This window comes from Pandoraea sp. NPDC090278 (genome assembly GCF_044772185.1).
In the GTDB taxonomy this organism is placed as follows: domain Bacteria; phylum Pseudomonadota; class Gammaproteobacteria; order Burkholderiales; family Burkholderiaceae; genus Pandoraea.
The window spans coordinates 774,829-795,154 of sequence record NZ_JBIVYJ010000002.1 but is presented as its reverse complement, the minus strand read 5'-3'; the positions used below and the strand labels follow the sequence as shown (position 1 = coordinate 795,154).

16 protein-coding genes are annotated in these 20,326 nt (G+C 63.7%); 12 read left to right on the top strand and 4 right to left on the bottom strand.

What is annotated here, in order from left to right; genetic code table 11:
• The first annotated feature begins 65 nt into the window (after positions 1 to 65).
• From ACIQWO_RS11925 to ACIQWO_RS11885, 9 genes are all read left to right on the top strand, one after another.
• Positions 66 to 257, top strand: coding sequence for a DUF1289 domain-containing protein (locus ACIQWO_RS11925; protein ID WP_402823636.1), 192 nt, complete (start codon positions 66 to 68; stop codon positions 255 to 257).
• Positions 258 to 325: 68 nt separating this feature from the next.
• Complete coding sequence (locus tag ACIQWO_RS11920; RefSeq protein WP_402823633.1) at positions 326 to 757, top strand: MaoC family dehydratase; 432 nt, start codon at positions 326 to 328, stop codon at positions 755 to 757.
• A 50-nt stretch (positions 758 to 807) separates the two neighbouring features.
• Positions 808 to 1,731, top strand: a complete 924-nt coding sequence (locus ACIQWO_RS11915; RefSeq protein WP_402823630.1) for an MBL fold metallo-hydrolase — start codon at positions 808 to 810, stop codon at positions 1,729 to 1,731.
• A gap of 402 nt (positions 1,732 to 2,133) precedes the next feature.
• Positions 2,134 to 3,081: a nitronate monooxygenase family protein gene (locus ACIQWO_RS11910; protein WP_150664043.1), complete on the top strand. Its 948-nt coding sequence runs from the start codon at positions 2,134 to 2,136 to the stop codon at positions 3,079 to 3,081.
• 408 nt (positions 3,082 to 3,489) lie between these two features.
• A complete protein-coding gene (locus ACIQWO_RS11905) occupies positions 3,490 to 5,367 on the top strand; it encodes a hypothetical protein (RefSeq protein ID WP_402823627.1) in 1,878 nt (625 codons plus the stop codon).
• Between the two features lie 213 nt (positions 5,368 to 5,580).
• Complete coding sequence (locus ACIQWO_RS11900) at positions 5,581 to 7,668, top strand: hypothetical protein (RefSeq protein ID WP_402823624.1); 2,088 nt, start codon at positions 5,581 to 5,583, stop codon at positions 7,666 to 7,668.
• Between the two features lie 475 nt (positions 7,669 to 8,143).
• Positions 8,144 to 9,922 (top strand): hypothetical protein, encoded by a 1,779-nt coding sequence (locus ACIQWO_RS11895; RefSeq protein WP_402823621.1) that lies wholly within the window; start codon positions 8,144 to 8,146, stop codon positions 9,920 to 9,922.
• Between the two features lie 523 nt (positions 9,923 to 10,445).
• Entirely contained in the window at positions 10,446 to 12,044 is a 1,599-nt protein-coding gene (locus tag ACIQWO_RS11890; RefSeq protein WP_402823618.1) for a hypothetical protein, read from the top strand.
• Positions 12,045 to 12,084: 40 nt separating this feature from the next.
• Positions 12,085 to 14,322, top strand: coding sequence for a hypothetical protein (locus ACIQWO_RS11885; protein WP_402823615.1), 2,238 nt, complete (start codon positions 12,085 to 12,087; stop codon positions 14,320 to 14,322).
• Positions 14,323 to 14,388: 66 nt separating this feature from the next.
• Here ACIQWO_RS11885 and ACIQWO_RS11880 read toward each other — a convergent pair whose 3' ends face one another.
• The 4 genes from ACIQWO_RS11880 to ACIQWO_RS11865 form a co-directional block, all read right to left on the bottom strand.
• Positions 14,389 to 15,237, bottom strand: a complete 849-nt coding sequence (locus tag ACIQWO_RS11880) for a 3-hydroxybutyryl-CoA dehydrogenase (protein ID WP_402823612.1) — start codon at positions 15,235 to 15,237, stop codon at positions 14,389 to 14,391.
• Between the two features lie 240 nt (positions 15,238 to 15,477).
• Positions 15,478 to 16,527 (bottom strand): porin, encoded by a 1,050-nt coding sequence (locus ACIQWO_RS11875; RefSeq protein ID WP_402823609.1) that lies wholly within the window; start codon positions 16,525 to 16,527, stop codon positions 15,478 to 15,480.
• Between the two features lie 398 nt (positions 16,528 to 16,925).
• Positions 16,926 to 17,117 (bottom strand): hypothetical protein, encoded by a 192-nt coding sequence (locus ACIQWO_RS11870; protein WP_402823606.1) that lies wholly within the window; start codon positions 17,115 to 17,117, stop codon positions 16,926 to 16,928.
• A 343-nt stretch (positions 17,118 to 17,460) separates the two neighbouring features.
• On the bottom strand, positions 17,461 to 17,979 hold the full coding sequence (locus ACIQWO_RS11865) for a hypothetical protein (protein WP_233326907.1): 519 nt from the start codon (positions 17,977 to 17,979) through the stop codon (positions 17,461 to 17,463).
• Between the two features lie 565 nt (positions 17,980 to 18,544).
• Between ACIQWO_RS11865 and ACIQWO_RS11860 the strand changes: the two genes are divergently transcribed.
• From ACIQWO_RS11860 to ACIQWO_RS11850, 3 genes are all read left to right on the top strand, one after another.
• On the top strand, positions 18,545 to 18,946 hold the full coding sequence (locus tag ACIQWO_RS11860; protein ID WP_402823602.1) for a hypothetical protein: 402 nt from the start codon (positions 18,545 to 18,547) through the stop codon (positions 18,944 to 18,946).
• A 208-nt stretch (positions 18,947 to 19,154) separates the two neighbouring features.
• Positions 19,155 to 19,559: a hypothetical protein gene (locus tag ACIQWO_RS11855; protein WP_402823599.1), complete on the top strand. Its 405-nt coding sequence runs from the start codon at positions 19,155 to 19,157 to the stop codon at positions 19,557 to 19,559.
• 96 nt (positions 19,560 to 19,655) lie between these two features.
• Positions 19,656 to 20,138: a hypothetical protein gene (locus tag ACIQWO_RS11850; protein WP_402823596.1), complete on the top strand. Its 483-nt coding sequence runs from the start codon at positions 19,656 to 19,658 to the stop codon at positions 20,136 to 20,138.
• Positions 20,139 to 20,326: the final 188 nt, after the last annotated feature.

Genomic DNA, 20,326 nt, shown 5'->3' with positions numbered 1-20,326 from the left:
TCGCCCCCACGCTTATGACCTCGTTCGACTCCCCTGTCCCGTCGCCCTGCACCAACATCTGCCGCATGAATCCTGCGACGGGCTGGTGCTCGGGCTGCTGGCGAACCCTCGACGAGATCGCCGCATGGTCGACGATGGCAGACGACGCCAAACGCCTCGTCTGGTCGCTGCTGCCCGAGCGCCGTGCGGAGCATGAAGCGCCGCCCGAGATGCATCGTCGCGTGGTCGTGAACAAGCCAGGCGCCAGCGACGCGTAGCCCTTTTCGCGACACGCGCCACCACGCACGCCACTCACGCAATTTCTGCCCAACTATCGTCATTACTCATGGGAAAAATCGTTGCCGTCGGCGAGACGTTCTCCGCCAGCCATCACTTCTCGCCGGATTCGATCCGCGAGTTCTCCACGCTCGCGCACGACTTCAATCCGCTGCATCTCGACGCCGAGTACGCCGCGGCCGATCCGCGTTTCGGGGGGCTGATCTCGTCGGGTACGCAGCAGATGTCGTATCTCGCAGCACTCCTCGCCACGCACTACTCGAAAACAGCGCAACCGCTCGGCCTGGAGTTCGACATGAAGCTGCGCCGCGCCGTGCATGCGGGCGACGACATCACCGTACGCTGGACGGTCACCGACAGCTTGTGGAAGGAGAAGCTGGCAGGCGACATCGTGTCGCTCGATGGCGAGGCCGTGAATCAGAACGGCGAGACGGTGATTGCGGCCACGGCCAAGATCCTCGTGTGCGCCAAGCCCGCCTGATCGCTGAAGCAGGCTAAAGAACATCCCCATCGCCTAACGAGATACGCCCAATGACCTCGCTTACCCTGCCCGCCGGGTTGCGCGTGTTCGAGCGCGGCTGGCTCTCATCGAACAATGTGCTGTTCCTCGGCGACGAGCCCGCGCTCGTCGACAGCGGCTACGTCAGCCATTCGGAACAAACGCTGGCCCTCGTGGCGCACGCGCTGCCCGAAGGCCGGACCCTCGCCCGCCTCATCAACACACACCTGCATTCCGACCACTGCGGCGGCAACGCGGCCTTGCAGGCCCGCTACGGCTGCCGCACGTGGGTGCCCGCCGCCGAGGCCGATCCCGTGCGTCATTGGGACGAACGCCGTCTGTCGTTCGACGCGACCGGCCAGCAATGCGCGCGCTTTACGTTCGACGACACGCTCTCGCCCGGCGACACCGTGCCGCTCGGCGAACACGAATGGCTGGTGCTCGGCGCGCCGGGACACGATCCGCACGCGTTGATGCTCTACAACGCCGCCGACGGCATTCTCATCTCCGGCGATGCACTCTGGGAGCGCGGCTTCGGTGTGATCTTCCCGGAACTCGACGGCGAGTCGGGATTCATCGAGCAGGCCGCCGTGCTCGACCTCATCGAGCAGTTCGACGTCTCAGTGGTGATTCCCGGACACGGCAAGCCGTTCGACGACATCGATGGGGCACTCGCCGCCGCGCGCGGACGCCTCGACTATCTGCAAAGCGATCCCGCCCGCAACGCTCGCAATGCGCTGAAGGTGCTCATCGTGTTCAAGTTGATGGCTGAGGGACAGATGACCGGCGCAACGCTCAAGGCGACGCTCGACACGGCGCGCGCCTGGCGCAATGCGGCGGCGATGCTCGCCCCGCCGTCCGGGTGGCCTGCGTTGCTAGACACGCTCGTCGCGGAACTGGCCAAGGCCGGTGCGGTGCGCTACGACGCCGAGACGGACACGTTGCACGCGGTGTGAGCCGGTGCGTGTCTGCGTGAAACGGCATCGCACGTCCACCTTCGTGGGCAAAAAAATAACGCCGCTCGCCAGTGACGGCAAGCGGCGTTTGAGGACGTGACGTGCCGGACGAACGCTGCGGTCGCTAACGCGGCGCTCGTCCTGCGACACCGGCTACCGGTGTCCCCTGGCACGCGTCTTTATCGTAGTCAGCACCGAGCGTCGACCCAAGAGGACTTTCCCTGATACGGCGACGATGAGCACATCGGAACCGAAGCTTTCTTCGAGTGACCGCTCACCGGGCGACGTCCGAATCCCCCTATAATCGAACGACCGTTCGCGAAATAGCAGTGACAGCCATGCCATGCCCCGACTATCACGTCCCGGCGAGCGCGCACCGAACGTCCTGCCTCAGGAGACTTCATGGCCCTTCCCAAGATTCTGCAAAACCTGGCGTTGCCTGTCGTGGCGTCGCCGATGTTCATCGTGAGCTACCCGGAATTGGTGCTCGCGCAATGCAAGGCCGGTATCGTCGGCTCGTTCCCGGCGCTCAACGCGCGCGAGCCGCAGATTCTCGAAGACTGGCTGTCGCGCATCACCGAAGAGCTCGCGTCGTACAAAGCCGCGAACCCGGATGCCGTCGTCGGCCCGCTCGCCGTCAACCAGATCGTGCATCAGTCGAACCAGCGGCTTGAACACGACGTGCGCGTGTGCGTCGAGCATCGCGTACCGATCTTCATCACGAGCCTGCGTGCGCCGCCCAAGGAAGTGCTCGACGCCGTGCACAGCTACGGCGGCATCGTGCTGCACGACGTCATCAACCTGCGTCACGCCAACAAGGCGCTCGAAGCCGGTGTGGACGGCCTGATTCTCGTGGCCGCCGGTGCGGGCGGTCACGCGGGTATGCTCTCGCCGTTCGCGCTCGTGGGCGAAGTGCGCAAGATCTTCGATGGTCCCATCGTGCTCTCCGGCTCGATTGCGAACGGCGGTTCGATTCTCGCTGCGCAGGCGATGGGCGCAGACCTTGCCTACATCGGCACGCGCTTCATCGCGTCCACCGAGGCGAACGCGAGCGACACCTACAAGCAGGCCATCGTCGACGCCAGCGCCAACGACATCGTCTACACGAACCTCTTTACCGGCGTGTCGGGCAACTACATCCGCCAGAGCATTCTGAATGCGGGTCTCGATCCCGAAAACCTGCCCACGGCAGACAAGACCGCGATGAACTTCTCCAAGGCGAAAGCGTGGAAGGACATCTGGGGCGCTGGGCAAGGCGTGGGGTTGATGGACGACGTGCGTCCGGCAGCGGACATCGTTGCGCGCCTGAAGCAGGAGTACGACGACACGCGCAAGCGTCTGGCAGGCTGACGTATCTCGGCGCGAGGCGGCTTTCGTCTCGCGCCGCATAACAACCTCGACACCCCCTCGCAAATTCGCAGAACCGACAGCGCGATCCTGCGAAACGCAAGCATTCGCGCGCATGCCAGTGGCAATCTCCTCCCCCGGGCTGGCGCATGACACTGTCGTCGACGACACATGCACGGCCCGCCTTAAGTGCTCTACGGAGGCCTTCCCATGTCGCATGTGCCACACCATCGCGCGATCGGTTCCGCGCCCTGCTACAGACTCTCCCCTACCGCCAACCGTCGCCAGAGCAGTCGCTTCGGCGCACATGAGTTTCCGCGTCATTTTCGCGGGACGCATGCCTCGCCCCGTGCTCACGTCACGGCGGCAAACAGTCCGTGCCGAAGCACCCCGCGCAAAGCATCGTCTGCTTTGCACTGGCAGACGGTGTTCGCGCTGACGGTCGTCGCCAATCTCGTGCCTCGCGCGCTGGCGGGACCGAGGCTCCCGCGCTTGCGAGACAAGCAACCTCCGGGCGACCACATCGGGGACGACACCGCACTCCATGCCCCCGGTACCTCCGCAGGCACGGTAGATGACGTGCAGCGTGCGCCCGCACCGCGTTCCGCCCTTAAGTCCGACTACTCCATGCCTGAACTGATGCACGCGTTCGGCACATCGAGCGCACCGTTCCAGAACCTTGCGCGGGTGATCAACGAGATGAACGTCCTCGTCGCCGGTGAAGAACTCGACCGGGAAACGCTGGAGACCGTGAAAGACGTCGGCGCCTTCATCGACATGGTCACGGCGTTGATTCCATCGGTCCAAAGCGCGCGTCTCGGCGGTCACGTGGCAGAGGTTGCCGCCGATGCGTCGGAGGGCAAACCCACGAATGCCGAGCGCATCGGCGCATTGATCCAGATGAGCGACCCACGCGCGCTAGGTGCGTCGGTGCCCATGCAGGCCGGTGAACCGTCAGCGGATCTTGTGCCTTCGACGTGGTTACCCGCTGAGCGCCCTGCCCCGGGTCATGACGTTCGCGACGTCGAGCACACCGAAAACGGCTTTGACGTCGAACCCAAGGCGGAAAGCGACGTCATGTCCGCAGCACCCGCCGACGCGCCCGAACCGTTGCGAAGCGGCCATCCGGCGAGTCTCTCCGAACATCGCATTGACGGCGAAAGCGATCATCTCCGGGGGTACGAACAAGCGCTCCCGCCGGGGGCGCGCACCGATGCATCGCATCCGCAGTTGTTCGTCATCGACGCCCGACACTATCTCGGCGGAGAGGCCGGGTTCTATCGCGTGAGCGCGTCACCACAGGCGAATCACTGGTTGGTCGACGCCCCGCGCGGTACCCGCGCTCAAGTACCGGTGACGTACGACCCAGAGACCGGGAGATGGCAGGCGCAAGCACCGTTGCGGCTCTGCGGCGGCGGTTGCGGTCCAAGCCGGGAGTCGACGCCCGACAGCGTTGCGATGAGCCAGAACCAGATCGCAGACGCCATCCGTCACATCCCCGACCGCGACGTACGTGACTCGATTCAGCTCGCCTACCGCGATCTGAGTCAGTTGCATCTGATGCGTACCAATCGCGAAGATCTGCGCTCGCTACGCGACAACTCCATCGTCGAGCACCGTCAGATTCTGGTGCCGCAGCTCATGCGTCTCGACCCCTATGCCACGCTTTTCGAGCAACAGCGCGAAGCGGCCGAGATCACGGCCATTCACTACGACGCGTACATCGATACCGGCGTGTACGACCTCAGTCCGGAAGCGTTCTGTCAGGAGAACGCCGAGATTCTGTTCCACTACCTACTCGCTCGCGGTGTCCCGAGTCATCACATCCGCATCATGACGGTGCAACCCAAGAGCCAGCCTGCGCATGTGATGGTGATCTATACCGAGTCGGATCATTTCATCGATCTACTCGATCTGTCGACGCCCCAGCCGCCCATCGAAGGCAGCGTCGACGGCATCAGCTCGGAGCGCTTCACCGCCGCGCTGTTCCTCACACGCGACTCCACCGTTCTGCTCGACCCGTGGAGTCGGGTCAAGGCGTCTTCGTTCGCCGATACGGACAGCATCGAGGAACTGATGGCCGACCTGGATGTAGCGCTTGCCGATACGGGACACCGTACCGGCAAGCCGTTCAGGGTGTCGCTCACGCGCCCATACCCGGCACCTCGCGATCGCGCACTCGCTGCGCGGTCGAGTCCGAGCGGCTCTCGTGACTCTCGTGGCTCGCGGGGTTCGCAAGGCTCCGGCGGTTCCGGCAGCAGCGGGAGTCAGGCGTCGACGGCGACGTGAAGCGGCTGACTTCTCCGGATGAAACGCTTCGCGGGTATCCGGCATTTACATCGCCATCCGAAATAACGATCATCCAAAATCGACAGATGCTCTGACCGATGCGCAAGCCTCGCGCATCGGTGCGGTGGCAGTCTTCATCTCCCGGGCCACCGAAACCTCATGGTGCTGCACTTGCGCCATAACCGGTGGCCCACCACTTCGGGAGAGGACGCCATGCCGCACGCTTTGCATCACGGTCCCCGGCACTTCACACCCCACTACGGGCTGTCACCCGCACGTCAGCATCGCGAGTCGTCCGTCGGCGGGTCCGACGGCTTTCATGTCACCTTCCGTCAGGCGCGATATGCACGTCGTGCAGCCCACCACACACACGATGTCTCGCAAGCGCACTGCGCGTCGAAAGTCGCACAGCGTGCGCCCGGCATCTGGCCGTCGGCATTCGCCTTGTTGTTCGTGGCCAATCTTGTGTCGCCGGTCGCTGGCGCCATTCCGCGTCGACATCTCGTCGCCGACACGAACGCCAACCACTTATTTCTTTCGCAGCACGCATCAGACCCGGCTTTCGCACCGCAGACCGACGCGTCAGCGAACGGTACGTTCACGCCTGACGACGTCGACACCCGTCCCGTCGAGCGCACCTACCTCAAGACCGACTATACGTTGCTGGACTTGCTCAGGATCATCGCCGCATCGCGCGCGCCGTTCGAGGAATTTGGCGCTTCGCTGGGCGACGCGTACGAAGTCTTCGCCGACGAATCGGTCTCACCCGAAACACGCAAGTCCGTCACGCGCGGCGGCAAGGTGCTGGACTTGTCCACGGGACTGATTCCTCAGGTGCGCCTTAGCCGCCTACCTGGCGACGTTTCGTATGTCGCCGCCCAGCAGATCGAAGGCAAGCCGCCCGTTGGAGACGACATGGTGATGTTGATGCGTGTGCTCGATCCGCGTGCGTGGCGAGGCGAGCCAAAGACGGAAGTCGCAGTGCCTCGCATCGCCGCTTCGGACGCCGGGAAGCTTCACACGCCCATCCAACCGAAGCCGCGGGCAGCGCATGCGCCGAATGTCGACGGTCTTGGACACGAAGCGGACACCTTGTCGGAGGCACCCGTCGAAGCACCGGCCTCATCCACGACGATTGCGGGCGAACGTGAGCACCTTGCGGGATACGAGCAGGCCATCACCGCAGACCGTCTGCCGCCCGGCGAATCCACGCGTGTGATGCTGATCGACGGCCACCACTATCTCTCGGGCGACAACGGCTATTACCGCGTGACGAAGGGGGCACACGAGAACGTCTGGTTCGTCGATGCCCCACGTCACGACAAGGCGCAGGTCCCGGTGACGCTCGACCCCGAGACCGGCACATGGCGCGCCGATGCGCCGTTGCGGTTGTGCGGCGGCGGGTGCGGGCAAAGCAAGCGCCTGCCAGGATCCGACAGCATCGTGGACGAATGGATGACCATCGCGTCGGCCATCTCGCATCTGCGCGAACTCGACACGCAGGACGCCATTCACGCCGCCTTCGGCAGTCTGAGCAGCCTGCAACTGTTGCGCGGCAATCGGGCCGACCTGCGTGCTGCACGCGACTATTCGATCGTCGGACACCGCGCCGCGCTGCGCAAAGCGATGCGCAACATCGACCGTGAAGCACCGTTGCTGCAACAGCAGCGGGAGACGGCGGCCGCTACGGCCATGTACTACTCCGACAATCCCCACGCCGAGGCCTTCTGTCAGGAGAACGCCGAGATCCTCTTCCATCTGCTGATCGAAAGCGGTGTACCCGAAGAGAGGATTCGCATGATCACCCTCAATCCGATGAACCGCGCCTCGCACGTCGTCGTGCTTTACACGGAAGCGGAAGCGCTCATCGACATGCTGCATCTGGCTACCCCGCAACCGGCGATATATGGCCGTCCGGATGGTATCGGCAGACGCGTGTTCGCTCGCGCAGTCCTGCTTACCCGCGACTCCACACTCATCCTCGACCCCTGGGGCCGAGCCAAGGCCACGGGGTTCATCGAATCGGACACCGACCTCGACATTCAGCGCCAACTGGATGAAGTCCTCGCGACGATGGGGCACGGCGAAGGTCATCCCTTCACCGTCTCGATCACGCGTCCTCTGACGGGGTCGCAGCAGGGCTCGCGGCCGCGCAGCGCTGCCAGCGGTAGTAGCGGTAGTAGCGGCAACAGCCCGATGAGTTTGGGCAGTGAGAGCAACAGCATCCTTAACGTGCTGATACCTCCTGACACGCCCTCCTCGCCTGACGAAGCGCCGGTAGATCGCGAAACGGAACGCTGAATGAGAACGCCTGTACCGTCGCTCGACGCAGGCCGTTGGATGATCCCTTTCATGCTCGTCGTGCGTTGTGATCGGACGCACCTTCGGAGACGTTGCCATGTCCTACGTATTCCATTGCCGTACCGCCGGGACCGTCCCCTGCTACGGACTGCGTCGCTCCCATCCGCCTTCGCCAACACGGGGCGCGCCCGGCAACCCGCTCGCAAGAACATTTCGCCATGCCCATACGGCCTGCGCCCTGCACACCGGTCGTGCAGACCGCCCCCGGATATCGCGCAGCGCTCCCCATCACGCGGCCTCGGCGGCCAGCGGCGCATGGCCCGCAGCGTTCGCCATCCTCTTCGTCGCCAATCTGACGGTACCTGCAAGGAGCGCAGTCCCCTGGGGCGCGATGCACAAGTCGCCACCGGCGGAACCCGGCACGCAAGGCGGTTCGCTCCAGGTTGTCGCAGGGGGGTCTACGGGTGAATTACCCATGCATAGCCAAGCGCCGGATGTCGTGGCCCTTCAGCCCGTAGAGACGCCCGCGATAAAGTCGAACTACACCTTGTCGGAATTCCTGTACGCCGTTGCAGCGTCGAGCGAGCCCTTCCGACACACGGGTGAGTCGCTGCTTCAGATGTACACGCTTGTCACTGGCGAGGAGGTCTGCATCGACACGCGCAAGTCGATCAGTCAATGGACCGAGGCACTCGACCTCGCGACCGGACTGGTGCCGGATGTCGGGATATCGCGCCTCCCGGGCGATGCAGCAGGCATTGTCGCCGATTCGATAGAGGGACGCCCGATAGCCCCGGATCGGTTGATCAACATGATTCAGGCGTCCGACTCGCGCAATCTGGCAAGCCGCGGCGTCGTCCGGAAGTCACCGGACTTTTCAATGATCGAAGCGAAATGGCGACAAACGTCCAAAGGCAAAGCGCACGCCGATGCATCACGCCGCTCGGCGCTCGCGCGAGCGGAAGCCATCGCACGTCGCCGAAACGAAGCGCAGATCGACGCGCAGAGAGATCGCATTGCATCGGTCCTGGAAGAGGACATGCGGCTCGCCGCGATTTCTCCCGACGACACCCCGGCGCACCACAAGCCGTCCTTACCGCAGGAATGGCGCATCGAAGGCGAGGACACGCATCTGGACGGCTATGTGCAGTCTCTGGCACCCGACAAACTGCCGACCGATCAACAGCGTCGGATCGTCATGATCGACGGGTATCTCCACCTTCGCGGCGCAACCGGCTACTACCGTGCGACCCGTGGCCGGAGCCTCGACCACTGGCTTGTCTCGGCACCGCGCGGCAGCGGCCACGCGGCGCCCGTGCCGGTGCATTTCGACGTAGCCACCGGACGCTGGTACGCAGAAGCGCCGCTGCGGCTTTGCGGCGGCGGCTGCGGGCCCAGCCGGGAGGCCACCCCGGACAGCATCTCGCTCGACCGGGAGAAAGTCCGGGATGCGGTCGCTCATCTGCACAACGAGGCGCTACGCGATGCAATCGTCTTCGCGTTCGACGATCTCGCCGCCCTGCACCTGTCTCGCAGTAATCGTCCCGACCTTCAGACGACGCGCGACAACTCGATCGTCGATCATCGGACGGCATTGCGGGCATCGATGAAGCGAATCAAGCGCAACCTTCCGTTGGTCAGGCAGCAAGAAGAAGCGGCGATGATCACCGCAATGCATTATCACTGGAACCCCTACGCCGAGGCGTTCTGTCAGGAAAACGCGGAGATCCTTTTCCACTTCCTGCGGGTGAACGGCGTTCCGCTCGAAAACCTTCGCCTCATTACGGTCAAGCCCAAGAACCGGCCGCCGCATGTGCTGGTGCTTTACACAGAGTCGGAACGCCTGATCGGCCTGCTCGAAGAAGCGACACCGCATCCGCCACTCAACGTGGGGCCGGATGGCCTCATCGACATGCTCTTCGCGCGCGAAGCCTATGAAGCCCGCGATTCCACGGTGTTGCTCGATCCTTGGAGCCGCTCGCGCGCCACATCGTTCGCGCATGCCACGCATGCGGTCGCGATGGTCGACACGCTCGACGACGCCTTCGCCGAGATCGGACACCGGCCGGGAAGCCTGTACTGGGTCTCTATTACCCGGCCTCTGGGGCAACGTCGAGGCAGCTCGAGCAGTCTTGGGAGTGCGGGCAGCGGTGGCTCGTCCGGCGGTTCCGGGAGTTCGGTCAGCGGCTCGATGGTGTCGGTTCGTACGTCAGGAACAGGTGGCTCCGCTGGGGCCGCAGGGAGCGCGGTATAGCGCAAATCGTCGATATCGAGAACGTCATTAACGCAGCATTTCCTTCGGAGATCTCGCCGTGTCGTTGACAACCCACCAGCGCAGCATCGGCACAACGCCGTGCTATGGCCCATCGCTAGCCGTGATGCGAAAACAGGATGCTGCCGGTTTCTCCCGTGCCTTTCGTCGCGCGCGCACCGCACAGGCATCCAACCACACTGCCGCGTCTCTCGGAACTTCGCGCCAATCCGGTAGCACGCCGTGGTCTGCCGCGCTTGCGATTCTTTTGGTGACGAACTTCGTGACGTCCGCGTCGGCATCTGCCTCTGCATCTGCGTCCGCGTCGCTTCCGCGAGAATTCCGTAACCCCTCGGAGCGGGCGCTGTCACCGGACGGCCACGACGACCTCCACGGAGCGCCATCGCCGGACGAGGTCGTCGCCGAGCCCGTACCGCAGGTTCAGATCAAGTCTCAGTACTCGTCGGTCGATGTACTCAGAGCCGTCGCTGCCGCGCGATCGCCGTTCGCCAGCACGGGAGAATCGATGACCGACGTCTATTCGCTCATGACCGGCCGCGATGTCCCGCACGAAACACGCGAAACGGTCAAAGCGTGGGGCACGGCCATCGACATCACCTCCGGCCTTATTCCCGAAGTGCAAATGTTGCGGCTACCCGCGGAGGTCTCCGATATGGCCGTGGACGGCATCGACGGCAAACCGCCGTCGATAGATCGGATCATCGGACTGGCACAGTTCGCGTCCCCTCGCGGTAGCGGCTCACCTGCCGCGCCAGAACGCGCACCGCCGAGACCTGCCCCGAAGGCCAGTGCCCCTCGTCCGCCGAAGTCCCCCCTGTGGCTGGCCCCGAAGGACGAACGCATCGGGGTTGTCGAGTTGCCGGACAATCTGGCCGCAGAAGCGCCGACGAGCCGCTTCGCCATCCGGGGCGAGTTCGACCATCTCGACGGCTACGTGCAAACGTTCACTCAGGCCGAGTTGCCCACCGACAAAGCGACACGTCTTATCTTCGTCGGTGGCCATCGCTATCTACGCGGCGAAGCGGGTTACTACCGCATCTCGCAAGGCCTCAGCGGCGATCACTGGCTCATCGATGCACCTCATCAAACCCGGGCACAGGTGCCCGTGACTTACGATCCGGTCACCGATCAGTGGCGTGCCCACGAGCCGCTGCGCGTATGCGGTGGCGGGTGCGGACCGAGCCGACCGATCAGCCCCGACAGCATCGCCACGAGTTTCGATAGCATCTTCTCGGCCACCATGCACGTGACCGACGAAGGTGCACAGGAAGCCATTCACAACGCCTTTGCGGATCTGAGCCGCCTGCATCTGGTGCGCTCCAATCGCCCCGATTTGCGCGCGTTGCGAGACAACTCGATCATCGATCACCGTGCCGCCCTGCGCAGGGCGATGCGCGACATCGACCCGCAATCGTCGCTCGTCAGACAACAGTTTCTGGCCGCCGAAGCGACAGCGCGGTACTACTATTCGCATCCGTTCGCCGAGGCGTTCTGTCAGGAAAACGCCGAAATTCTCTTTCACTTCCTGCTTCAGGACGGCGTGAGCAGCGACCAGCTTCGTATGATCACCGTCCAGCCGAAGAATCGTTCTCCTCACGTGATGGTGCTCTTCACGGAGTCGCACCGCTTCATCGACATGCTCGATGCGTCGACGCCGCGTCTTCGCGAGAGCCTTCGTCCGGACGGTCTCTCGTCGGGACAGTTTGCCTGGGCCGCGTACATGACGCGAGACACAACGCTGCTGCTCGATCCGTGGAGCCGCAACAAGGCCATCTCCTTCGTGTGGGCCGAAGAACCGCAGGACGTCGTCGACATTCTGGAAGTGGCCTTCGCCGATATCGGTCATCGCACCGGCAGTCCGTACACGGTGTCGATCACGCGTCCGCTAGCTTCGCGACGAGGCTCGCCCGGCAGTCTTTCCAGCCTGGGGAGTTCCGGCAGCTCCGGGGCGAGTTCGGGCACGTCGCGCAGTTCGCTGTCGTCCACGAGCCCTCGCCTGAGCGCCTCGGTCCGGCCTGCCCCGGGACAGCGTCGCGCGTCCGTACCGTGGGATCTCGAGCCCCCGGGAAGTGAATCGTCGGAACCCGCATCGCAAGCCGACTGACACATCGCTCGCATCATCACCCTCACTCGGAGACGTTGCCATGCCTTATGCCTCGTATCGTCGCGCCACCTCCGTCGCGCCCGCGGTTGCTCCCACCTATTCGCTCTCGCACGCCGTGCAGCATCGTGGGGCGTCGGCGCGCACCGACGCCGGTGTGCATGTGCACGCGAAACGACACTTCAGCACCGCGTTCGCGCAGGCACGTCTCGCGCCGCAATCGCATGCTTCGCACACATCGCAAACCCATTCGCCACTGATGCAAGGCCGCTCCCGACGCAACGCCACAAGCTCGTCCGCGCCGCCCGTCTGGCCTGCCGCTTTCGCGCTCATGCTCGTCGCGAACCTGATCGCGCCTGTCGCCTCCGACGGTCCCATCTCCGCCTTTGTGCCGAAAGCGCCACGTCGCTGCCACGGCAATGTTGACGCGGAGAGCGACGCGCCGGGCTGCGCGCCGCAGGCACCGCCGGATCAGGTGCCACCCATGCCGGGCGCCGTCGACGTCGCCGTTCGCGCCGAACCGGTCGATCCACTGATGACGCTCAAAGATCAGTACTCCCCGCAGGATCTGCTCAGATCGATTGGCACCGGCAGCGCGCCGTTCCGGAATTTCGGCGATTCTGTCGCGGACATGTATGTCTTGCTGACGGGCAACCCCGTCAGTCAGCAAATGCGCGAAGAGATACAGCAGCGCGCCGATTTCGTGGACTTGGCCACTGGCCTGATTCCCAAAGTCGCGATGTCGCGTGTTCCCTCGGAGGTGGCAAAAGCTGCGGCCGACAGCGTCGACGGCAAGCCCATTACAGCAGATCGCATCATCTCCATCGTGCAGAACGCGGATCCTCGCGTGCTGGCGCGTCCGCTTGCCAGTGCCCTGCGACCAGCGCGGGTGAGCGCCGTGCGTAGGAAGGTAGCGCAGGCGACGTTGGACAAGCTCGGGGCACCGTCGCCCTCAGTGCGCATCGAACCGCCCGGGAAGGCCTGGAAGGATATCGAGAAGAAAGTCGCGTCGACCGACATGGAGCGCGTCGTCGACGAGGCGGGGAGAGATGCCCCCGTGCCGGACGTTTCACCCGGCAATGCGTCCGACGAGATGCCCGACTTGTTCATCGCAGGTGAGCAAACGTATTTGCAGGGATACGCGCAGCAAATCCCGAAGCACCGTCTCCCGTCCGGTCGCGCCACGCGATTGGTGATCGTCGACGCTCAGCAGTACCTGCGCGGCGAGCACGGCTTCTACCTCGCGAGTCCGGCGTCGAACGCCGATCATTGGCTCGTGGACGCGCCGCGTCGCACGAAGGCGCAGGTGCCGGTCACGTACGACCCGGAACTGGATCTGTGGGTCGCGCACGAGGCGCTGCGATTGTGCGGCGGTGGTTGCGGGAACAGCCGTGTCACGACGCCCGACAGCATCGCCTTGAATCGCCACGAGGTCGACGCGGTCCTCAGTCATCTGCGCGACGACGACGCGCAGAACGCGATTCTCTCGGCCTACAACGACGTGGCGCGGATGAAGCTGCTGCGCTCCAACCGGCCGGATCTCCGGCAATATCGCGACTATTCGATCATCCCGAATCGAGAGGCCATTCGCACCGCCCTCGAACACATTCCACCCGACACGCCGCTCTACGAACAGCAACGACTCGCCGCCGTCGTCACAGCGAGTCACTACCGCCTGAATCTGGGCACGGAAGCGTTTTGTCAGGAGAACGCCGAAATTCTTTTTCACTTCCTGATCGAAAACGGCGTTCCGGGCGATTGCATCCGCATGATTACCGTTCATCCGAAGGGACGCGCACCGCATGCCTTGGTTATTTATACGGAATCCGAAGAATTGATCGATTCCCTCGAACTCGCAACGCCTGTCGAATACGAAGGTCCTGGCCCCGACGGCATCTCCGGCAACCATTTCGCCGGGCTCATCATGAATGCGCACGACACGACGCTTCTACTCGATCCCTGGAGTCGGGTGAAGGCCGTCGGCTTTGCCATGTCGAAAGACCCGCAGGAAACACGCCGCGTGCTCGACGCGGCCTTTGTCGACGTCGGGCACCGCCCGGGCGAGCCCTACCGCGTCTCGCTCACGCGCCCGCTCGGGCCGCGCCGCACCGGGACAAGCCGACGCGGAAGTCTGGCCAGTCAGGGAAGTGCCGGATCGGTGTCGAGAACGTCAAGTACGGGTGGATCGTCAGGGGCACCGAGTTCGTCAAGCGGGCGGACGTCTCTCGACGCGCCCAAATTGCCGCTCGCGAATCTGAACGAAGGCGCGGACGGCGCTTGAGCGCCGCCCATCCTTCACATCGGTCACGACCTCCGGCGCGCCTTGCACGCGCCGGATTCAAGCGACTCAGTACGTGTAGACGCCACGTCCCGTCTTGCGTCCCAGATAGCCTGCCGCGACCATCTCCTTGAGCAACGGGCACGGACGATACTTCGAGTCCGCGAACTCCTCGAAGTAGACGTTCATCACCGACAGGCAGACGTCCAGACCGATCATGTCGGCCAATGCGAGCGGGCCGATCGGATGATTGCAACCCAGCTTCATGCCTTCGTCGATTTCTTCCGGCGACGCGAGATTCTCCGCGAGCACGAAGAACGCTTCGTTGATCATCGGCACCAGAATGCGGTTGACGACGAAGCCCGGCGCGTTCTTCACCGTGATCGGCGACTTGCCCAGCTGACGCGCCAGTGCGTCGACGCGCGCATGCGTCTCGTCGCTCGTTTGCAGTCCGCGAATGAGCTCCACGAGGGTCATGAGCGGCACCGGATTGAAGAAGTGCATGCCGATAAATTGGTCGGGATTTGCGACGACGGCCGCCAGCTTCGTGATCGAGATCGACGACGTATTCGACGCGAGGATCGCGCCCTCCTTCACTGCCCCTTCAAGCTGCTTGAGAATCTTCACCTTCAGGTCGAAGTTCTCGGTGGCCGCTTCGATCACGATGTCGGCCGTGCCCAGCGCAGCGTAGTCGGTGGACGTCGTGATGCGCGCGAGCGCAGCGTCCTTGTCGGCAGCAGTGAGCTTGTCCTTCTTGATGAGGCGGTCGAGGCTACCGGCAATCGTCGCCACGCCCTTTTGCACGGCTGCGTCGCTGATGTCGACCATCGTCACCGGCAGTCCGGCCACCGCACAGGCCTGTGCGATGCCGTTACCCATCGTGCCAGCGCCAATGATGCCTACGTGTTGAATCGTCATGTCGTCTCTGCTCCGTTTGTGCTTGAAAGGTGGCGGGGGATACCGTCTTGCGCGGTGCACAAATCATAGCGCGGACACGTCGAATCGGTGACACATGAAACCGCTGTGCGGAATGGCAGATGCGATTGGCCGGGGGCTTCTCGCAGGTCGCCGTCGCCCAAAGAAAAAGGGGCAGACCCCGCGGTCTGCCCCTTCATTGATTCCACCGTCACGCGCATCGGATGCGCGCGCGCCGTGGCATCAGAACTTCATGCGAACGCCGCCACCGAAGGTGTCGCCACCCGACATCGTGCTGACCTTGTCGTTCATGTACGCGGCGTAGATATCGGTACGCTTGGACAGGCTGTAGTCATAGCCAAGCGCCCAGGTCTTGCGGTTGACGTTGCTCGCGCCCGAGCTCTTCGTGTACGCGTACGAAGCGAGCACCTTGCCGTTGCCCAGCGGCACCGACACGCCGAGCTGACCGCCGTTCTCCGACACACCGCCACCGGTGATGTTGTTGCGGATGTACTGGTACTGGCCGAAGAACTTCACGACTTGCAGGTCGTACGTCGCGCCCAGTTGCAGCGCTTGCTGGCTGCGGAAGCCCGTGATGCCAGCCATGTCGTCCGGCACCGAGTCGAACTTGACCTGCTGGTAAGCGACGGTGGCCGCGAACGGGCCGTTGAAGTACAGCGCGGAGGCGCTCCACTTGTTCTGGCCGGTTTCACCCGCCTTGTTGCCGAAGGCGTACGAGACAGCGCCCGTCAGACCCTTGAAGTTCGGCGTGGTGTACATCACGGCGTTGCTCCAGCCGGAATCACCCACGACGCCCTGACCGGCCTGGCCGATGAAGGTGTGGAACACCATCGGGCTGAAGGTATACGAATCGACGAACGGGTTGAACAGAATCGTCGAGACGAAGTACGACGTGGTCAGACGACCGATCGTGACGGTACCGGCCGTGTCCGACTGCAAGCCGACGTAGGCGTTGCGCGAGAACATCGAGTCGCCCTGGAAGCGGCCGTACTGGCCGGTCTGCGGACGGAAGAAGTCTTCCAGCACAAAGACAGCCTTCAGGCCGCCGCCGAGGTCTTCGTTACCCTTCATGCCCCAGTACGACGTCGACATACCGCCGCCGCCCTGCGTCCATGCCCGGTCGCCGCCCGGGTTCTTGACCGCGCCCACCCAGGCGTCGACCTGACCGTAAAGCGTGACGTTCGATTGTGCGAGTGCCGGTGCGCTCACCGCGCCCATGCACGCGCCCAGAACGATTGCCCCACCCATGCCCTTGGCCATACTGCGCTTCATTGACTTCTCCTTGGTTTATGTATTTTGTGTGCCTGCTCCCGCCCTGCACGGGACCCTGCTGGCGCCCTTTCGAGAAGCGCCTCCCTGATAAACGGCCGTGATTCTCGCACAGCCCCGCCGTGCGCAGAAAGACCGGAACGACAAGGAAAAATGCACCACACGAAGTGGCTGAGAAATGGTGGGGAGACAAAATTCGGACGACCATCCGCGCCACAATTAATCCCGGTATAACGGGATCGATATAAGGCGTATATTTCGGGGTTAGCAACCGCTCACATTCGCCGTGTGATGCGCGAATCATGGACGTCGCTCAAGGGCGACTCACGGATGTCTTTGGGGAGGGGGGAACGCATCCAATGTTGCACATGTGCAACATTCGGTGCAGATCGGGGGTGGCCTTAGAAGCCGCGCCCCCGGCGTGCGCCGCCTTCATTGCCGCGCTGGCCGCGCGGCTCGCCTTGCGGTGTGTACTGACGCTCGCGGGGCTCGGCGGGCGACGCCCAGTTCGGGTAAGCCGACTGCCCACGCCCCCGGTCCGCGTTGAAACGGCTGATGTCTTCGCGCAGCGACGCCTTGTTCACGTCCAGCATTTCGCGCCCACGCCCGCCATCGGCCCAGGCAGGGTAGGCACATACCAGCAGTAACAGGAAACAACAGCGAAGTCGCGCACTCATTTGGGTTCAGCCACATCTCCCGACCGCTACGGTGGGGCCGGTTGCACGAGGCGCGTCCCGCATCGGCGGGTTGCCAATGCGCCATACACCTCATGAATGACTTTACCGGGACAGTCAAATGAGCGTCGACTGAAAAAATGTTAATACGCGATGCGGTCTGCAACCGTTTGTAACCGGGCGACGAACGCGATTCGGACTTGCCGGATGAATCGGCGCAAACCCAAGCCCGGTGGGGCTGAACGGGCGACAGCCGTTCGAATTACTTGTCGCCGATCTGCTTCTCTACCGACAACGAAATCTCACGCATGCGGTCGCCACGCGGCGTGACGAGGTCCTGCGCCGTGATGGTGAAATTGACCGGACGCGCGTACTTCCGGCTCGCGCTCTGCCATTCGGCGGGCAGCCCGGCCGGGTTCGTCGTGGTGGTGCGCATCGTCGTCACGCCGCGCGTGCAGCGCGCCATGTCGGTCGCGAACTTCTGCGCCTGATTGCGCAGATCCATCGGCGTGATCTTCTGGTAATCCCAGATGCACTCGTAGGTCGGGGCGAGTCCGGTCGCGCGGAACACCTTGCAATCGCCGCCGGGCACCGAATACGTCGCCTGATAGCTCTCGCCGCGCTCGTTTTTGGCCACCAGTGGCCCGGAGACGTCTTCAAAGCCGGTTTGAGCGCTCTTGGCCAGCATCAGAATGCCTTCGCACTGGTCGGCGGCAAAGGCCGACTGTGCGGCGCACAGGCATGCCAGTAAAGCCCATCGTTGAAAAGAATTCGTTGCCATTATTGGAATGTTTGACTGGGGTACGGCGCGTTAGTGGTGTTCGGCGGTGGCCGGATCGTGCGGGCGCGGACCACTTTCGATATCGCCTGGAATGGTGACATTAGAACGCAAAGTGCGCGCGGACGAAACCACGGTCACAAGGGAAAACTTGCGCCATTTCGAGTCCGGAAGTGCCTGATAGTTCGCATCGTGGGTTGACGGCGCGCTCATCCAAAAAGCCGATTGGCGCGCGGCGCACGCGACCTATACTCAAAGCGCAGTCAAACTGCATAGGCACGGCCGGGGACCGATGGTGGTCCAAAGCATGACGGCAATGCCCCTCGGTGCCAAGTCTCCTTGGCCCATACCACGCCGCGCCGGTACACGCGGCTGGCGATGCCCCGATGGGGCCTCAACCGGCGGCTTAGCCCGCCGGTTTCCATTTGTACCGACACCTCTGCGCTGACACTCATGCCGACGGACTAAGCGAAAGTGCGGATTTCGCCGCGCGTGCCGGTCTGCAACTATCGAATCACAAGACCAATATTTACCGGGCACTCACCTTCGGGAAGTCAACGGAGCGTTTGTGTACACCAATGGTTACGGCACGCCACGCCTGATCGACTTCGTTCGCGGTCATGGTGGCACGCTCGCGCACGTGCTCGGTGCGCTCGGTAAATTTCGCCACCGTCACGGCCATTGGCCGTCGCGTCTGTTTCTCTATCCCGAAACGCTTGCTGCGCTGGTGCAGGACCTCACGCCGCTCGGCTTCTACCGTGTTCAACAGCGGCTCGACGTCATTGCCGATCTGGAGCGCGATCTGTTTTGCGGGGACGATTGCGGCAACGTCGCGATCTACCGCGTCCAGGTGGCGTCGGATCCGGCCGAAGTCGACGCTGCGGCCATCTGGCTGGGTCTGATGCTCCCCGAGGCGCTGCAAACGGACGGTCGACCTCGCCCCTCCGCCACGCCCGCACCGCCGCGCTGACGACGGCACTCGCGTTGTCGGCCGCTGTCACAGGAATATCGTGATTCGCGGCTAGTCTGGCCTGCCGCCGGTGACCGATTCATGACACCGACGGGATGTCGGCCCGCTGTTTCAGCGCTTTTTCAAATGACTCAGACGATTTGACTGCGTGGGGCGTTTAGCCTGCGCGCCTCTGTACCTCCGCACTCTTTTACGCCGGAGAGATGTCATGAACCGACTCGCGATCGTTCTGGATGGACTGATGCTGCTCTACCTGGCGGCGGCAACCGTTGTAGGCGTGCAATCGAGCGCCGCCGACGGGCATGAACTGCTCACCAGCGTGCTGGGCGTGCTGCTCGCCCTCTGCGTGCTCGCCGTCATTGCGGCCCCGTTTTACGTCTCGCTGGTTGTGCTCGTCGCACAGTCCGAGCGGCACTTGAAGCTCGCGGCGTGGCTGCATCGTGTGCTGCTGACGCTCATGGTCGCGCTCACGCTCATCTCGCTGCTCGCGCGCGACACCATCGAGGTCTCGGCGCCGTTGTTCGTGCTCGTCGCGCTGGTGTGCATCGTCAACCTCGTCGCGCTGTCGAGACGACGCACGCACTTCGAGACGTTCCATCTGTTCGAGCATTGAGACGGACGGCGTGGCAGTCGACGAACGTCGCCGCGCACGATGATGCGCCGCACGTCGATTTGCGAGCGACGCGCGGGCGATGCTAGACTGCGCGGCATGAATCGCTGGCGCAAACTCCTCGTGCTGTTGCTGTTATGCGTGACCATGCCGCTACAGGCCATGGCCGCGCTGCGCACGCATTGCGCGGCGGGATCGCCTGCGGCTTCGATGCAGAGCGAGTCCGTTGCGACGGTCGACGCCATGCCAACCATGGCAATGCATCACGCAGCGATGTCGGGTGAAGCCATGTCCGGCATGCATCATCACAGCGACGAAAACGCGACGGCGGTCACAGCCAGCGACACGGGCGACGCCACGCATGCGTCATTGCTGACTCCGCAAACACCACAGACATCGCACAATCAACACGCCAGTTGCTCGGCCTGCGCAGCGTGCGTCGTCTGCACCGCTCTGCCGCAAAGCGTCGTAATACGCGTGCCGGACGCACAGCCGTCCGCCGCCATTCCGTTCCTTCGCACGTCGGCCGCCAGCGCCATCGTCGCCGTCCTCGAACGTCCTCCCAAAGCCCTCGCCCTCTGACGGCTTCGCATTGCGACCTGTGTCGCTGCGGCATCGCCTGATGCCTGCACGCGCCTACGGTCGATGCCCAGCCGTCTCCGTTCCCCCGTCAGACTGATTTTCGAACAACCTCGTGACCGGCACGGCTACGTCCGCCGCTTCACGTGCGTCGCAAATCGGTCTGCCCGATGAACATGCGGTGCCGTGCC

Coding starts and splice junctions, on each gene's coding strand:
- ACIQWO_RS11875 (WP_402823609.1), bottom strand. CDS start 16,527: ATGAAGCGCAGTATGGCCAAGGGCATGGGTGGGGCAATCGTTCTGGGC.
- ACIQWO_RS11910 (WP_150664043.1), top strand. CDS start 2,134: ATGGCCCTTCCCAAGATTCTGCAAAACCTGGCGTTGCCTGTCGTGGCG.
- ACIQWO_RS11915 (WP_402823630.1), top strand. CDS start 808: ATGACCTCGCTTACCCTGCCCGCCGGGTTGCGCGTGTTCGAGCGCGGC.
- ACIQWO_RS11895 (WP_402823621.1), top strand. CDS start 8,144: ATGCATAGCCAAGCGCCGGATGTCGTGGCCCTTCAGCCCGTAGAGACG.
- ACIQWO_RS11925 (WP_402823636.1), top strand. CDS start 66: ATGAATCCTGCGACGGGCTGGTGCTCGGGCTGCTGGCGAACCCTCGAC.
- ACIQWO_RS11855 (WP_402823599.1), top strand. CDS start 19,155: ATGAACCGACTCGCGATCGTTCTGGATGGACTGATGCTGCTCTACCTG.
- ACIQWO_RS11865 (WP_233326907.1), bottom strand. CDS start 17,979: ATGGCAACGAATTCTTTTCAACGATGGGCTTTACTGGCATGCCTGTGC.
- ACIQWO_RS11870 (WP_402823606.1), bottom strand. CDS start 17,117: ATGCTGGACGTGAACAAGGCGTCGCTGCGCGAAGACATCAGCCGTTTC.
- ACIQWO_RS11880 (WP_402823612.1), bottom strand. CDS start 15,237: ATGACGATTCAACACGTAGGCATCATTGGCGCTGGCACGATGGGTAAC.
- ACIQWO_RS11850 (WP_402823596.1), top strand. CDS start 19,656: ATGAATCGCTGGCGCAAACTCCTCGTGCTGTTGCTGTTATGCGTGACC.
- ACIQWO_RS11890 (WP_402823618.1), top strand. CDS start 10,446: ATGACCGACGTCTATTCGCTCATGACCGGCCGCGATGTCCCGCACGAA.
- ACIQWO_RS11885 (WP_402823615.1), top strand. CDS start 12,085: ATGCCTTATGCCTCGTATCGTCGCGCCACCTCCGTCGCGCCCGCGGTT.
- ACIQWO_RS11920 (WP_402823633.1), top strand. CDS start 326: ATGGGAAAAATCGTTGCCGTCGGCGAGACGTTCTCCGCCAGCCATCAC.
- ACIQWO_RS11900 (WP_402823624.1), top strand. CDS start 5,581: ATGCCGCACGCTTTGCATCACGGTCCCCGGCACTTCACACCCCACTAC.